The sequence below is a fragment of the Thalassolituus maritimus genome (assembly GCF_900156675.1).
Classification (GTDB): domain Bacteria; phylum Pseudomonadota; class Gammaproteobacteria; order Pseudomonadales; family Oceanobacteraceae; genus Thalassolituus; species Thalassolituus maritimus.
The window spans coordinates 381522-395742 of record NZ_FTOH01000003.1 but is presented as its reverse complement, the minus strand read 5'-3'; the positions used below and the strand labels follow the sequence as shown (position 1 = coordinate 395742).

The window sequence follows — 14221 nt, the reverse complement described above, 5'->3', positions numbered from 1 at the left end:
TGAGTCTCAGAACTTGGTCCGGAAACTGATACCCGCGTGGCCAATAGTCAGCTTGGTGTCGACATCGAGGCCCGGGTAAGGGTTGGTAACTACACATGTAAGACAGTTACGGTTAAGGGAATTACTTGAATTTGGATACTCATTATTAGAACTCGCGTCCTGCGGGTCTGCCTTGATATGCTCAACTGACTTCATAAAGCTCATCGACAGGTCGATGGTCGTATCAAGATCCCACTGATAACCCAAACCCACCGCATACATACGCATGAAACCAATAGGCGCCTGCAAGCTACGGGAGTCCTTCGGAATTGAGCTATGGCGAGGTTCAAAACCAGCACGCAACTGAATACGTGAGTTAAGATCCATTGCCATACCAATATTATACGTCCAGACACTGCGGAAATTCAGAGGCATTTCTAATGTGGTATCAGTCACCAGATCTGGAGACAGAATTTTAGCAGTAGAAAGGAAGCTTACCTGACGGTCAAACTGAATATCCAGGCTGTCCCACTCATCAAAATCAGTCCAGCCCGCATCCAGGTTGAAGTGAAAAATATCAAAATACTTAAATTTCACACCTGCCTGAAAATGCTGAGGATAGGTCAACTCAGAAGTAACATGACCTGATTCGTATGTCTGCCCCTGAGGAAAGGAGAAGATCGCACCTGTAACCGCACCAATAATCGACGAGTTAAATGTACGGAAGAAGTCAGCGAAGTCATCCGTGTACTCAAGCTCGTAGTCGCCCGTCAGCTTGGTATTTGCCTCACTTTGATAGGACATGCCAAACTTAAACCAGCCGTTTGGTTCCCACAACATACCAAGATTAAAGGACGGAGAAAGAGATTCAGTCATAGTGATATCTAGTGTACCGATATCATCATATGGCCCAACGTCACCACCACACAGGGTAATGAAAGGCGCGAGAGGGTCATTCCTTTCAATTTCGCCCGTCTCAGGATCTGGATCAAGGCAGCCGAAGGCATTCTGAAGCTCTTCCAGCACACCTACGAGAACGTTTGGCGCTCTCAACTCCTGCTCAAGCGATACTGCCTGATGAGAGAACAGCAAACCAGCACCAACAGAAAATTGGTCATTCACCTGATAGCCAAAAGAAGGTGACAAATAAGTTAAGCGCTGAATAGCTACTTCTTTGGCCTGATAGCGACCGGGATCATCATCTCCCTTAGAGAAGCCCGCCGCCATAGGGGCATACACCGCATTCGCAAAAGTAAACTTAGAACCCGGCGGCTTAATCGAAATACCAGCTGTCGGAAGCGCAATTATCGGCAAAGGAATGCCCTGCCTACCTATTCCTGGGAAATAGGCAGCGACGTGCGCCTTACTCTTACCTTCGTTAAGCACAGGGTCTTTCGAAGGGTCCAACAGACCTGCTTCACTAGAATCAAAATCATCCGGAAGACTAAACTCAGCCTCTGAATTCAGGATGATATTATGAAACTGCAGCTGGAACTGACGACCATCAAGCTTTGTTAAACCAGCAGGATTAAAGTGAATATCCATGATCCCCGTAGGGTCTGCTGTTACAGCATTCCCAAGGGACATGGCTTTGTTGTCGATAAAGAGGTTCTGCAGGAGCTCAGCATTCGCCACCCCCGGAACCAGCATCGCTAACAGCGCTAACTTCCGCATATTAAACCGCCACAAACTGTTATTTATTATCGTTTTATCAGTCATGACTGATTAGTTGCCCTCTGAAGGCTTCGCACCTTCAATATCAATAGGCAATGACAGTCCCAGCAGGATATCAGGAGAAAGCTCCGTCATACCAAAGCCGACGTTTACGTTTGCGATCGTTTTAGGAGAAACCCGTACGCCTAGCGCAAAGTTCATAATACCAGTCATCTGGCCAGTGGTTTCTGAACGCGTTTCCTGTCCTGTTGAAGGGCGGTACAGGACAAACTCACTGCCCATAGAGTACGAACCCTGGAATGAAGCACTCAGAGAAACATCGTATGAAAGCGAGTAGGCAAAACCCATTGAGGCTGAGATATTACCCTTATTATTTACTTCCTGAAGCAGCTGATCACCGCGAACCTGATTAAGATCCGTCGCTGGAAGGTCATACCCCGCCGACAAAGAGCCAAACAGAACAACCGGATCAAGAACTTTAGAAGTACTCAAGCCGCCACTTAAACCAAAAGTGCCGGACCCGGTAGATAAGGCTTCATTCTCGTCAATCTCATATGGAGATTGACCGGTAGGAACACGGAGAGAACCAAAATACGTTCTTGATGCTTTACCCGGAATATATTCAGCCGGCTGCCAACGCACGGTACCACTGATATCACCAACACCATAACCAGAAAGCTCGTCCTGCGTTTCAAACTTGGAAACTAAAGGCAGGCGAACGCCCAGCGTCAGGTTGTTAAACAGGCCGTAATCAAAGGCAAAGCTATTGGTAAATGAATGACTGGCAACGGGACTCACATCCACACTACGAACGCGAGAGTCCTCAACATTAAGATCTATGCGCTGGTCGCCATAGTAGCTGTAGTCGAAGTTATAATTGAGAGACATCCCGCCCTTTTTCAGCAAAGAATAGTTTTTCTCTGCCGCTTCAAACACTTCCTCAAGCGCCTTTTCAGTATCAGCATCACTATCCTGTTTAGACAGTGCTTCACGAGCTTTGTCCATATCCTCAGCGGTATCTGCGTAAGCGCCATTCACAGCAGCCAGCAACAAAGTCAGCGATAAAATTCCGGAGCGTTTCATGATTCTGCTTACCTTTTATTATTTTCTTCTGTAACGGAGAGACTTGTTAATACCTTGCCCTTCTTCGACAAGGCCATCGGTAACAAGGATATTAAACTTATCCGGGTCACCGCCGTCTTCAGCAGTTTTAATGTCAGTTTCAAATACAAATGAGCCGTCATCCCCCACGACGGCATCGCCATTTTCATCGACCTTCAGGCGGTATTCGTATTCGGCGTTATTAAATGAAGCATAAATTGCGTTCTGCAGCTGGTGCTCAGACTTAACATGCAACATTGGAAATTCTTTAAACGCGTTTTCAGCAATAATATGGTCTGAAACAAAACGCATATCTTCTTCGTGCAGCTCAAGGCCGCTCGCAGGTTTGTGGCCGTTCGGAAACACTATAAAGAGAACGTTGTTATCCCAGACTTCGAGAAAACGATGAAGAGTAAAAGAGATGTTGCCCAATGCAGGGTCGGCAACGTAAACCCGGCCATCGTACACCGTGCGGATAACAACAAAATGTTTAAATCCCGCATACTGAATCGGTGCGATAGCTGGGTGATCTAAAGTTTCAAGGTCGGATGCTTCCGCCTTGAACCCTCCTGATGGATGACCGAGCGCCGTAACTAAGCGCTTCATGTCTAACATTGAAAAACCCCGACGCTCTACGATTCGTTCAGTCTCACCGAATCGCAGCAAACCTTCCATAACCTGACGTTCCTGGAAATTCCGGCCAAGATAGAAGTCGAGAAGCGTGGTCAAGGCAGCGGAACCACAAGAGTAATCGTACGCCTGGCGCACAACGTTTTTGAATTTTTTAGCAGCGAGAGGTTCAACATTAACTACCATATCTTCCTGATAGTCTTCACCGACGGCCACGCGGACCACGGTGTCCCCCTGCTCTCGCTCATTCACAATGGCAAGCTCATGCGCCATGGCGAATCCGATAACAGATCCTAAGAGAATAATCAGCACGATTCTAAGGCCTCGGCCTCCCCCTTTGTTTTTTTATTATAATTCGTATCGTTATCCTATGTTACAGAAACAATTTAGCCCGACCAAGTATAATTCACTGATAAATCAGGTTTTTTAGATCTTTTTCACTTCCAGCGGACACAAAAAAGCCCGCCGAAGCGGGCTTTTCATCAAGCAATTCTAATCTTAGTCGTGACCAGAGATCAGAATGCTTGCACCAGCCAGAGCCAGGTTTTTAACAGCGATATCACCAACGGTAGAACCACCCATTGTTACACCACCCAAGTTCAGGTCACCCTGAAGAGAGTTGATAGTAACAGCAAGGCCAGAAGCGTTAGCAGTCATATCGATATCAGTAGTAACCAGATCAGTGTAATCAACACCATCAACAGTTACAGTATCTGAACCAGTGAAGCTCAGAGAGGTTACACCGATAGCACCATTCAGCAGCTCAACAGAACCAGATTTGATCTTGAACGCACCGTCCATAGCGATGGTGGTATCACCAGCAGCATTAGAACCAATAACTGTGGTTGAAGGAGCAACATCCATAACCAGAGACAGGTTAGACAGCAGGTTAGCAGCAGAATCAGTACCAGTACCAGCGGCACGAGTATCGATAGAGGCAACAGAAATCTGCAGATCTTCAGTGTAAGAAGACTGGGCAATGTTCAGGTTACCATCAGCATCGATATCGATTGTATGGTTCAGAGTGATAGAACCACTTGGAGTACCAATGTTGATACCAGTAATAGCAAGACGACCGCCGTCAGAAGTCTGACCGTCTTCGTTGGTATCAGTGTACTCAATTTCACCGATAGAGATTGCGTTTGCGCCAGTCAGGGTAACGTCGAGATCGATACCAGCCTGACCAGTAGCAGCAGCCATTGCCATTTCGTCCATTGCTACCAGCTCAGCGTTAGCAGCGAAAGATACAGCGGCGATAGATGCAGCCAGAGAAGCTTTCTTGAGGAATTTCATTTGTGCACACTCCTGATTATTTTTATGTAGTACAGCGGGTCTTTCAGTTTACCCGTTAACCATCCTACTTGTTTCACCTTGTGGTGTCACCCGCTTGAATGGTCGATTTTCAATTTGCTTACTGTCTTTAAAACTACCAGCAAGCTTTCGAATTAAGCCCCGCTACACGAGACTTGCGACCAATCTATTATGTTGATTTGCAGATGTCCACCCTTTTTTTTCACACAAAGTTACGGAGAATGGTTACGAAGTAGTCCTGGATGTATAATACAGGTAAAGATCTCGAGAAAAATCTCTACTTTTCAACTAGTTACACACCCACAAACCCAACTAAATGGCCTGTAATGTTCACCCACAAAATAGAGCTACCCGGCATTAACATACTGAAAAACCTGTCGCAACTGGACAGCTTCAGTTTGTTAACCATTCCACACAGGCAACGCCATTACTTAAATTTGACAGAAGCAGATCACTTTAAAGCGAAGTATGTCCTCGCAATCGATATTGCAGATACCATCAGTGGGTTTCCACAAGCAGAAGCAAATAAAGACTGCAGCACCAGCGGCTTTGTCGCAGGCTGGATCGGCTTACTGAACTATCCGAACAGCCAGGGCGAAATCATATTCCGACGCTACAACTCTTCACTTCTGATCGATCCTGACAGTGATTACTGCGTCATCCAGGCCTACGAGCCAATCTCAGCCAATACAGCGTCAAACTACCTAAAGGCCTTGAACTTCCACTCAACAGCAGCTGTACCTGCCCGCAAACAAAGAAAATGGGCGCCTTGCGAGACAAAATCGAAGTATGTGGAGAACTTTGCAAAAGTCCGTGATTACCTATTGAGCGGTGACTGCTACCAGATCAACCTTGCCACGCCTTTCTACTGCAAAGACGACCTGAGAGACGGCGACCCCTCCGAGCTACTGGAATCTTTTGATGCACCTCACGGCTGCATATTCAAAGACAGCGACCGCACGATAATCAGCGTATCTCCAGAGAGACTCCTGAAGGTCACCCCCTCACCCAACGACAACACCAACACTCATGAATTGCTACTTGAGACACGCCCAATCAAGGGCACCGCTCCCAGGCACTCAGACCCTACAGAAGACAATCGCCTCGCCTCTTCACTAAGAGAGAGTCCAAAAAATCAGGCCGAGAACCTGATGATCGTAGATTTGCTGCGAAACGACCTGAGCATCCACGCAGAACCCGGAAGCGTATCGGTCCCGGAGCTATTCACGCTCGAGTCGCACTCCAATGTGCACCATCTTGTTTCCACCATCACAGCCACACTGAGAGCGAACACCCCCGCCACAGAAGCGATCAAAGCGACCTTCCCGGGGGGATCGATAACAGGGGCACCGAAGAAACGCGCCATGGAAATCATCAATGAGCTGGAACCCGCAGAACGCGGAGCCTACTGTGGTTCTATGGGCTACATCGACGACAGCGGACAGTGCGACTTCAACATACTGATACGCACGATCGAAGCCAGGAAAGATGGAGCAACATGCTGGGGTGGAGGAGGACTCGTCATCGACAGCGATGCCGACGACGAATATCAGGAGATTCTGAACAAGGTGACGAAGATACTCGACACCCCGCTTTAGCGCCTGATCAGAGGGTCAATTCGCGATTGCTCGCCTTAATGAATTCCTTTTTCAGGTCTTCATAGGTATGAACGGCCGGAAATTGTGGAAATTCCTCGATTACGTTCTGCGGAGCGTGAAAGAGAATACCCGCATCGGCCTCTGCCAGCATAGTGGTGTCGTTATAAGAGTCGCCTGCGGCAATCGTACGATAATAGATTGTCTGCAGGGCACGGATAGACTGGCGCTTAGGATCAGCCTGACGGAGTTTGTAATCAACCACGCGGCCCTCCTCATCCGCCACAAGGCGATGACAGAACAAAGTCGGAAAGCCCAACTGACGCATCAGCGGCTGAGAGAACTCATAGAAAGTGTCAGACAGAATGATGACCTGAAAACGCTCACGCAGCCAATCAACAAACTCACGCGCTCCATCAAGCGGCTTAAGAGTTGCGATCACCTCCTGAATATCCTGCAGTTTAAAACCGTGCTGATCGAGCAGCGCCAGACGCTGCTTCATCAGAACGTCGTAATCAGGAATATCACGAGTCGTTGCTTTCAACTCTTCAATGCCTGTTTTGTTTGCAAATTCAATCCAGATCTCAGGTACCAGTACACCTTCAAGGTCAAGACATGCGATTTCCATGGAGTCCCCATCAATTCATTCAGGTAATAAAGGTCGCTACTCTACCACTCATCCGGGCAAACACAACGAATTAGCAAGCAGATGAATAACAGTATTCTTTTTTAGTATTATTTGACCTAAGAACCCCCATGATAATATTTACCGAAAATACAACGACCGGATACACCGATGAGAGACGACCAGATTGCAGAACTGAACACTCAGTTTGAAGACAAACGCCCAAAGGACATCATTCGTCACGCCATTGAAAACCACGACGCCATCGCCGTTTCATTCAGCGGCGCGGAAGATGTCATCCTGGTCGACATGGCAGTAAAAATTAACCCAGAGGTAGACATTTTCACACTGGACACTGGGCGACTACACCCAGAGACGTACCAATTTATAGAGAAGGTACGTAAACACTACGGCATCAACATTGATGTCCGCACTCCAGAGCAAGCTGCACTGCAGGCATTCGTTAAAGAGAAAGGCCTGTTCAGTTTTTATGAAGATGGTCACCAGGAGTGCTGCGGCGTTCGTAAAATCGCCCCACTCCGCAACAAGCTGACTGAACTGGACGCATGGATAACCGGCCAACGTCGCGACCAGAGCCCAGGCACACGATCAGACGTATCGATTATAGAACTGGATAGTGCCTTCAAAGGCCGGGGCGAAACGCTCACCAAATACAACCCACTCGCTCACTGGACTTCAGCTCAGGTCTGGGAATACATCAAAATGTTCGACGTTCCCTACAACGAACTTCACCAGAAAGGCTTCGTAAGCATCGGCTGCGAACCCTGCACCAGAGCCACACTGCCAAACCAACACGAACGTGAAGGTCGCTGGTGGTGGGAAGAAGCAACCCATAAAGAGTGCGGACTCCACGCAGGCAACATCATTTCAAAGGGCTGAAACAAGCGCTTTCTATCAAGCCTCCCTGCTGCGATCAGTGCACAGGGAGCTCGATCCCATCAAATAAATCCGAAACATCCTGCCTTCCTGGGCTCTGAGCAGCAGCCTCAACCAGATCTCGAGTGAGATGAGGCGCAAAGGTAGCAATAAAATCAAACATATAGCCACGCAGAAACGTACCCTTCCGAAAACCGATACTGGTAACACTTGACGCAAACAAGTGAGACGCATCAATTGCTACAAGATCGGAGTCAGTAGATGGATCGATCGCCATACTCGCGACAATCCCAATCCCCACTCCCAGCCTTACATAGGTTTTGATGACGTCAGAATCGGCCGCTGTAAAGGCCACCTTGGGCGTCAGCCCCTGCCCCTGAAATGCTTCATCAAGCTTAGATCGGCCAGTAAAGCCAAACACATAAGTAACCAACGGATACGCAGCCACTTGCTCCAGTGTCGGTCGTGGAGTGGCCGCAAGCGGATGCCCTTTGGGGACCAGAATGCTGCGATTCCACCGATAGCACGGCATCATAATCAGGTCACCAAAGTGCTCCATCGCCTCAGTAGCAATAGCAAAATCGGTCGTGCCATCCGCAGCCATTTCGGCTATCTGCATCGGTGTGCCCTGATGCATATGAAGAGACACATCCGGATAGCGCCTCATGAACGACTCAATCACCCCCGGGAGTGCATACCGGGCCTGAGTATGCGTTGTTGCCACAGACAGACTGCCGCGCTTTTCATCACTGAACTCCTGAGCGACCTGCTTAATACTCTCAGTTTTACGCAGAATATCTCCGGCGATCTTCAGAATAGCCTCACCCGCCGGCGTAATGCGCGTCAGGTGCTTACCGCTGCGCGCAAAGATCTCTACACCAAGTTCATCCTCTAACAGTCGAATCTGCTTACTGATTCCCGGCTGAGAGGTGTACAGCGCTTGCGCAGTGGCAGACACATTCAGGTCATGGTGCGCGACCTCCCATATATATCTGAGTTGCTGCAACTTCATATATCCCACCCCTTACGGAAAACGCGATTCAAGTTATAAAAATATAAACAAATATTCCTTTCCAGAATAGATGACAACCTCTACATTGTCGCATTCTGTACTATATGCACCCAGATTAGACGACTCAGATGGATTTTCTGCTATATATCGGTGCCGGCGCTGCCGTCGGCTTTATCGTAGGCATGACGGGCATTGGTGGCGGCGCCTTAATGACGCCACTACTGCTCAGCTTTGGCTTCCCGGCGCATACCGCTGTCGGAACCGATCTGCTCTACGCGGCATTAACGAAGGCCGGCGGAGCGTATAGCCATCACAGACAAAAGCACGTCAACTGGGGGCTGGTCAAACTTCTTGCCGTAGGCTCAATACCCGCCGCACTGATTACCGGCGCCCTTCTTCACATGTTCTTCAATGACGCTGAAGACTACGGCCACCTGCTGAAAAACGCCCTCGGCATCATGCTGGTCATGACCGCCGTCGTTATTTTCATGAGAACACGCATTCAAGCCTTTGCGGCGGCCCGCAACGCCCGCAACCTGAGTCGATTCAGACCAGCCGCAACTATCGTCATGGGTATCCTGCTCGGCATATTCGTTACACTCTCGTCTGTCGGCGCTGGCGCTATTGGTACAGCCATCCTGATGATTCTCTACCCTGCACTCCGGGGCACTCACATCGTCGGCACCGATATCGCTCATGCAGTTCCACTGACACTCGCTGCCGGCCTTATCCACCTCGGCCTTGGCAATGTCGACTTCCAACTACTAGGCGCACTACTTCTGGGCTCCATTCCAGCCATCCACTTCGGAAGCATGATCAGCCGCAAGGTTCCCGACGCGATACTGCGCCCTGCACTTGCAAGCATCCTGCTTTTCATGGGTGCACGGTACATGTTCCAGTAACAATACGTACGACCTAGCCAAACAAAGCGCCTGCTCTGTCAGCTGAGTCAGGCGCAACGAACCACCGCCCGCCAACGGCCCATCAAATCCTGACTAAACTCTTACTCCAGTGCATATACATAAAGGAGTGCGAGCATGTCTGACCAACAACTTATGACCATCGAAGAAGTCGCAAAGTACCTCGAAATCAAAACCGTGACAGTTAAGCGCTATGCTCGCGAGGGACTCCTCGATTCATCGGGTGGCAGCGAACCAATGCTTTTTGAAAAAAATAAAGTAGAGCGATTCAAGGACATTCAAAGCCGTCTTCGCTAAAAATTAACTTTACTTAACCCCAACCAGGCTATTAAGCTTAAGCACGAATAAGCTAACTTAATATCTAATTATGAAAACAACTGACGTTGTCGCCTGGTTTGGAACCAAAAAAGCCATTGCAGAAGCCTGTTCTGAAGACGGCTGGAAGCTGACCGCTGCGGCGGTCTCCCAATGGGGAGATGAGCCGCCAGCAGGTCGTCAGAAGCAAATTGCTGCCCTGACCAAAGGGCAACTGACCGCAGGCTCAGCCCCCTCCCAACCTGAGACAACACCAGCCCAACCGTCTGAAGGCCAACAGGAAATGACTGACAATCGCATCGAAGATCTCAATATTGAGTCCATCGCGACTCTGGTAACTCCAACTCAGCTCAAAGAAGAGATGCCTATCTCTGAGCAAGCCGTCGAAAGCGTCTGCAAAGGCCGCCAGGCCATTCGCGACATTCTGGATCGTAAAGATCACCGCATTTTTGTTGTGGTCGGCCCCTGTTCTATCCACGACGTGGATGCAGCTAAAGACTACGCTCAGCGTTTACGGGATCTGGCGGAAGAAGTCAGCGACACCCTCTACCTTGTCATGCGCGTTTACTTCGAAAAACCTCGCACCACCGTTGGCTGGAAAGGGCTGATTAACGACCCGTACATGAACGATACCTTTAAGATTCAGGATGGCCTACATACCGCACGCCGGCTTCTGATCGATCTTGCAGAGCTCGGCTTGCCACTATCCACTGAAGCGCTGGACCCGATCTCACCACAGTACCTTCAGGATCTGATCGCATGGTCAGCTATTGGCGCACGCACTACAGAATCCCAGACACACCGAGAGATGGCTTCTGGCCTCTCATCAGCCGTCGGCTTCAAGAACGGGACCGATGGCAGCCTTACGGTCGCGACGAACGCACTGATGTCGGTAGCCAACCCGCACCGTTTCCTTGGTATTAACCAGAGCGGCCAGGTTTCTATCGTTTCCACCAAGGGCAACCCATACGCTCACGTTGTTCTGCGCGGCGGCGGCGGTAAACCGAACTATGATTCAGTGAACGTACAGATTGCAGAAGACGCACTGTCTAAAGCAGATCTTGCGCAGAACATCATGATCGACTGCAGCCATGAAAACAGCAGCAAGAATCCGGCACTGCAGCCATTGGTCATGGACAATGTCAGCAACCAAATCCTTGAAGGCAACAAGTCCATTATCGGTCTTATGGTTGAATCAAACATCAAGCACGGGCGTCAGAATATTCCAGCCAACCTGGATGATCTGGAGTACGGCCTGTCGGTAACAGACGGCTGCATCAGCTGGGAAGAAACTGAAGATGCAATCCGCAAAATGCGCGAGAAGCTGAAAGATGTTCTCCCTGGGCGCACGGCTGGCTAAAAACAAAAAAGGCCTCTCACGAGGCCTTTTTTATTATCTGTCGTAATCCATAGTCATTCATCGAAGATGCCAAACTCATCTTCAAACTCATCCTGCACCTGACCGTCATTAACCAGATACTCGCGGCTCTGAAGATACGCACTACGGATAAAGAGATAACGGTCGCCGGTAATAAACTGCTCAGATTCAATCAGATCCGAACGAAGGTCGAGCGCTTTTAAGCCCAACATCGCAGCATCTTCACCAAGATTGTCGCCAAAATAGGTATACGACAGGCCTGTGTAATAGTCGCCGACATGCCCTACAGAATGACGCAAGGTACGTGGCCCAAAGAACGGCAATACCAGATAAGGCCCATTGCCGACCCCCCAGTAACCGAGAGTCTGCCCGAAGTCTTCACGATGCTTTGGCAGACCGATGTGCGTCGCCACATCGAAAAAGCCGAAAAATCCAACCGTACTGTTCACCAGAAATCGACCCACGGCCGTAGCTGCCCTAGAGAATTTAAGCTGCGCGACATCATTGGCACTGGTCAGAGGGTCAAGGGCGTTCTGATACATATTCGTAATGCCGGTATCTACCACCACAGGGGTCACCGCGTTGTACCCCCTTGCTACAGGCACAAAGAAGTTTCGATCCAGGTAATCATTGAAGGCGAAAATTTTGCGATTGGTTTTTTCAAAAGGATCGTACTCCTCTTCAGCCTGAGCAGGCAACGCCGCGAGGCCAATGGCAACCGTTCCAATCAGCGCAACAAGGGAATGAAAATACATAAGATGACGTCCTGTTTTTGTTGCGCTCATAATGTCAGAAACCAGCCAAAACGTCAGCTTTTACTGTTTCACGTACGGATAACACCTTGCCGGTGCCAGTCACCCAGAACCTGCAGCGCCCCCTGAAGAGCACCCTCTCCGTCCAGGCCGGCCTGAGACATAACGGACTCAACGGCCTGCTGGGCAGTTAGCGCCGGTTCAGCGCGTGCAGTCTCGAGAATCATAAGTGACAAAGGGGTGCAGCTGATAAACCGTACTTTATCAGCCTGGTCACGATAAACGACAAACCCCGACATCTGCTCCGAGACCTCAGGTTCGAACCCTGACACCTGATGAACCGGGTACTGATAACACGCAGCAATCGACGCAGGATTAATTAAAATTGGCGAGTCTGGGTCAAAGAGACCATCAGGCTCCCCCCTGAACCCTTCAACATCCATCACATCAACGGCCAGCTCCAGCCACTCATAGTGAGCTAGCTCTGCCAGATATGGAAACTCACCAAGAATACTTTGCTGTGTCACCAACCATGCCAGAAATTCCTCACTTATTTCGAGAAAAAGCGGAGAGTTTGACTGGTGATCACGAAAAAATGCCCGCGAATATTCCTTCCATCGCTCATCGCCGACAGCCTCTTTACAGACAGGAAAAGTACCATCGAGAAAGCCACAGACACTGTTAAAAAAGAGCTCCCGATAAATTTTGAGGCCCGGCTGTTCACCGAAGCTTTCATCACCATCAGTGCGAATATCTTTCGCGAACGCACGCTGCATCTTCGCCAGATCAGACATGCACCAGTGCCTCCTGAAGGGCCTTAATCTGTGAGACCTCTGCAAACATATCGTCGAGATCAGGAAAGTTAAAATCCCGCTCCAGAAGCGTTGGCCTCATCCCGTGCGCATCATAAGCCGCTGATAGTAGTGCCCAGACAGGCTCAATAACATCTGCACCGTGGGTGTCTACCAACAAATTCGAGGAAGGATCATCATCACTGGCGTCGGATGTATCCTGATAGTGGCCTGCGACATGGTAATACCGGATTTTTTCACTCGGCATACTGCGAATGTACTCTTCAGCGTCGTACCCGTGATTTGTTGAATTAACGTAGACGTTATTCACATCAAGGAGCAACTCGCAGTCGGCAGCTTCAAGCACCGCCCTGACGAATTCTGGTTCTGCCATTTCGCGCCCAGGCTCAACATACGCCGAAACATTTTCTATCACGAGGCGCTCACCAAGAATGTCCTGTACTCTCATGATTCGCTCACTGACATACTTGACAGCTTCTTCGGTAAACGGAAGCGGCATAAGGTCGTACAGATGGCCATCGTCTGAGCAGTAACTCAGGTGCTCGCTATAGACCGCCACCTTATGCTCTTCCAGAAAGCCTTTCACATCACGGACGAACGCTTCATCTAATGGAGCAGGACTACCAATAGACAACGACAACCCATGGCAAGCGAACGGATAGCGCTCAGTAAAATAGCGGAACTGGCGGCCCAGACGACCGCCAACCCGCAACCAGTTCTCGGGCGCGACTTCAAAAAAATCGACGGGAATTTCAACGCCGTTTTCTATACGGGACTGCAATTCAGAGATAAACCCTCGGCGCAGCCCTAATCCTGCGCCCGTGATCTGGTGGCGATTCATATCAGCGCTCAGCTCTCTTTTTTACCGCCGCACTTACCTTCGCCGCATTTGCCTTCTTTTTCAGACTTAGCACCGCACTTACCTTCGCCGCATTTGCCTTCTTTTTCAGACTTAGCACCGCACTTGCCTTCGCCGCACTTACCTTCTTCGTCGGCCTTAGCACCGCACTTACCTTCGCCACATTTACCTTCATGGTGGGCTGCCACTTTGTAACCCTGATTCAGTTCTGCAGAAGCAAACGGGTTCTCAGCTGCGTTTACACCAACTGCTGACACAGCAGTTACGAACGCCGTCCCCAGAACAGCAGACATGAGCTTGTTAGTATCTTTAGTCGAGTTTTTCATAGCAGTTTCCTTTTCAGTGTTAGGGGCAAAACGTG

The 14221-nt window shown here is 49.5% G+C and carries 15 protein-coding genes; 5 read left to right on the top strand and 10 right to left on the bottom strand.

The features are described from left to right. Positions 1 to 6: 6 nt before the first annotated feature. From BW941_RS06705 to BW941_RS06690, 4 genes are all read right to left on the bottom strand, one after another. Positions 7 to 1653, bottom strand: a complete 1647-nt coding sequence (locus BW941_RS06705) for an OmpP1/FadL family transporter (RefSeq protein ID WP_084188715.1) — start codon at positions 1651 to 1653, stop codon at positions 7 to 9. 51 nt (positions 1654 to 1704) lie between these two features. Next, positions 1705 to 2736 (bottom strand): flagellar protein FilC, encoded by a 1032-nt coding sequence (locus tag BW941_RS06700; RefSeq protein WP_076514831.1) that lies wholly within the window; start codon positions 2734 to 2736, stop codon positions 1705 to 1707. 18 nt (positions 2737 to 2754) lie between these two features. Then, a complete protein-coding gene (locus BW941_RS06695) occupies positions 2755 to 3657 on the bottom strand; it encodes a C39 family peptidase (RefSeq protein WP_076514889.1) in 903 nt (300 codons plus the stop codon). Between the two features lie 225 nt (positions 3658 to 3882). Continuing rightward, positions 3883 to 4677, bottom strand: a complete 795-nt coding sequence (locus BW941_RS06690; protein WP_076514830.1) for a DUF6160 family protein — start codon at positions 4675 to 4677, stop codon at positions 3883 to 3885. Between the two features lie 344 nt (positions 4678 to 5021). Between BW941_RS06690 and BW941_RS06685 the strand changes: the two genes are divergently transcribed. Continuing rightward, entirely contained in the window at positions 5022 to 6293 is a 1272-nt protein-coding gene (locus BW941_RS06685) for an anthranilate synthase component I family protein (protein WP_175607875.1), read from the top strand. 7 nt (positions 6294 to 6300) lie between these two features. Here the strand turns inward: BW941_RS06685 and thrH are convergent, their stop codons facing one another. After that, positions 6301 to 6918 carry a bifunctional phosphoserine phosphatase/homoserine phosphotransferase ThrH gene (gene thrH / locus BW941_RS06680; protein ID WP_068435655.1) on the bottom strand — a complete coding sequence of 206 codons (618 nt, stop codon included), beginning with the start codon at positions 6916 to 6918 and terminating at the stop codon, positions 6301 to 6303. Positions 6919 to 7086: 168 nt separating this feature from the next. On the opposite strand from thrH, the gene BW941_RS06675 reads away from it, so the two are divergent. Beyond that, complete coding sequence (locus BW941_RS06675) at positions 7087 to 7815, top strand: phosphoadenylyl-sulfate reductase (RefSeq protein ID WP_068439645.1); 729 nt, start codon at positions 7087 to 7089, stop codon at positions 7813 to 7815. Positions 7816 to 7849: 34 nt separating this feature from the next. On the opposite strand, the gene cysB is transcribed toward BW941_RS06675, so the two are convergent. After that, positions 7850 to 8824: an HTH-type transcriptional regulator CysB gene (cysB, locus tag BW941_RS06670; RefSeq protein WP_076514828.1), complete on the bottom strand. Its 975-nt coding sequence runs from the start codon at positions 8822 to 8824 to the stop codon at positions 7850 to 7852. Between the two features lie 128 nt (positions 8825 to 8952). Here cysB and BW941_RS06665 point away from each other — a divergent pair, with 128 nt between their 5' ends. From BW941_RS06665 to BW941_RS06655, 3 genes are all read left to right on the top strand, one after another. Then, positions 8953 to 9726 carry a sulfite exporter TauE/SafE family protein gene (locus tag BW941_RS06665; RefSeq protein WP_076514827.1) on the top strand — a complete coding sequence of 258 codons (774 nt, stop codon included), beginning with the start codon at positions 8953 to 8955 and terminating at the stop codon, positions 9724 to 9726. A gap of 135 nt (positions 9727 to 9861) precedes the next feature. Then, a complete protein-coding gene (locus BW941_RS06660; RefSeq protein WP_076514826.1) occupies positions 9862 to 10041 on the top strand; it encodes a helix-turn-helix domain-containing protein in 180 nt (59 codons plus the stop codon). Positions 10042 to 10111: 70 nt separating this feature from the next. Then, complete coding sequence (locus BW941_RS06655; RefSeq protein WP_076514825.1) at positions 10112 to 11419, top strand: 3-deoxy-7-phosphoheptulonate synthase; 1308 nt, start codon at positions 10112 to 10114, stop codon at positions 11417 to 11419. Between the two features lie 53 nt (positions 11420 to 11472). Here the strand turns inward: BW941_RS06655 and BW941_RS06650 are convergent, their stop codons facing one another. The 4 genes from BW941_RS06650 to BW941_RS06635 form a co-directional block, all read right to left on the bottom strand. Beyond that, positions 11473 to 12192 carry an MlaA family lipoprotein gene (locus BW941_RS06650; protein ID WP_139325768.1) on the bottom strand — a complete coding sequence of 240 codons (720 nt, stop codon included), beginning with the start codon at positions 12190 to 12192 and terminating at the stop codon, positions 11473 to 11475. A 68-nt stretch (positions 12193 to 12260) separates the two neighbouring features. Continuing rightward, positions 12261 to 12983, bottom strand: a complete 723-nt coding sequence (locus BW941_RS06645) for an HvfC family RiPP maturation protein (RefSeq protein WP_076514824.1) — start codon at positions 12981 to 12983, stop codon at positions 12261 to 12263. After that, complete coding sequence (locus BW941_RS06640; RefSeq protein ID WP_076514823.1) at positions 12976 to 13842, bottom strand: HvfB family MNIO-type RiPP peptide maturase; 867 nt, start codon at positions 13840 to 13842, stop codon at positions 12976 to 12978. The genes BW941_RS06645 and BW941_RS06640 overlap by 8 nt, the downstream gene beginning before the upstream one ends. Before the next feature lie 8 nt (positions 13843 to 13850). Beyond that, a complete protein-coding gene (locus BW941_RS06635; protein WP_076514822.1) occupies positions 13851 to 14186 on the bottom strand; it encodes an HvfA family oxazolone/thioamide-modified RiPP metallophore in 336 nt (111 codons plus the stop codon). Between the last annotated feature and the right edge of the window lie 35 nt (positions 14187 to 14221).

Coding starts and splice junctions, on each gene's coding strand:
- BW941_RS06685 (WP_175607875.1), top strand. CDS start 5,022: ATGTTCACCCACAAAATAGAGCTACCCGGCATTAACATACTGAAAAAC.
- BW941_RS06690 (WP_076514830.1), bottom strand. CDS start 4,677: ATGAAATTCCTCAAGAAAGCTTCTCTGGCTGCATCTATCGCCGCTGTA.
- BW941_RS06650 (WP_139325768.1), bottom strand. CDS start 12,192: ATGTATTTTCATTCCCTTGTTGCGCTGATTGGAACGGTTGCCATTGGC.
- cysB (WP_076514828.1), bottom strand. CDS start 8,824: ATGAAGTTGCAGCAACTCAGATATATATGGGAGGTCGCGCACCATGAC.
- BW941_RS06635 (WP_076514822.1), bottom strand. CDS start 14,186: ATGAAAAACTCGACTAAAGATACTAACAAGCTCATGTCTGCTGTTCTG.
- BW941_RS06675 (WP_068439645.1), top strand. CDS start 7,087: ATGAGAGACGACCAGATTGCAGAACTGAACACTCAGTTTGAAGACAAA.
- BW941_RS06695 (WP_076514889.1), bottom strand. CDS start 3,657: ATGGCGCATGAGCTTGCCATTGTGAATGAGCGAGAGCAGGGGGACACC.
- BW941_RS06665 (WP_076514827.1), top strand. CDS start 8,953: ATGGATTTTCTGCTATATATCGGTGCCGGCGCTGCCGTCGGCTTTATC.
- BW941_RS06640 (WP_076514823.1), bottom strand. CDS start 13,842: ATGAATCGCCACCAGATCACGGGCGCAGGATTAGGGCTGCGCCGAGGG.
- BW941_RS06700 (WP_076514831.1), bottom strand. CDS start 2,736: ATGAAACGCTCCGGAATTTTATCGCTGACTTTGTTGCTGGCTGCTGTG.
- BW941_RS06705 (WP_084188715.1), bottom strand. CDS start 1,653: ATGCGGAAGTTAGCGCTGTTAGCGATGCTGGTTCCGGGGGTGGCGAAT.
- BW941_RS06645 (WP_076514824.1), bottom strand. CDS start 12,983: ATGTCTGATCTGGCGAAGATGCAGCGTGCGTTCGCGAAAGATATTCGC.
- BW941_RS06655 (WP_076514825.1), top strand. CDS start 10,112: ATGAAAACAACTGACGTTGTCGCCTGGTTTGGAACCAAAAAAGCCATT.
- BW941_RS06660 (WP_076514826.1), top strand. CDS start 9,862: ATGTCTGACCAACAACTTATGACCATCGAAGAAGTCGCAAAGTACCTC.
- thrH (WP_068435655.1), bottom strand. CDS start 6,918: ATGGAAATCGCATGTCTTGACCTTGAAGGTGTACTGGTACCTGAGATC.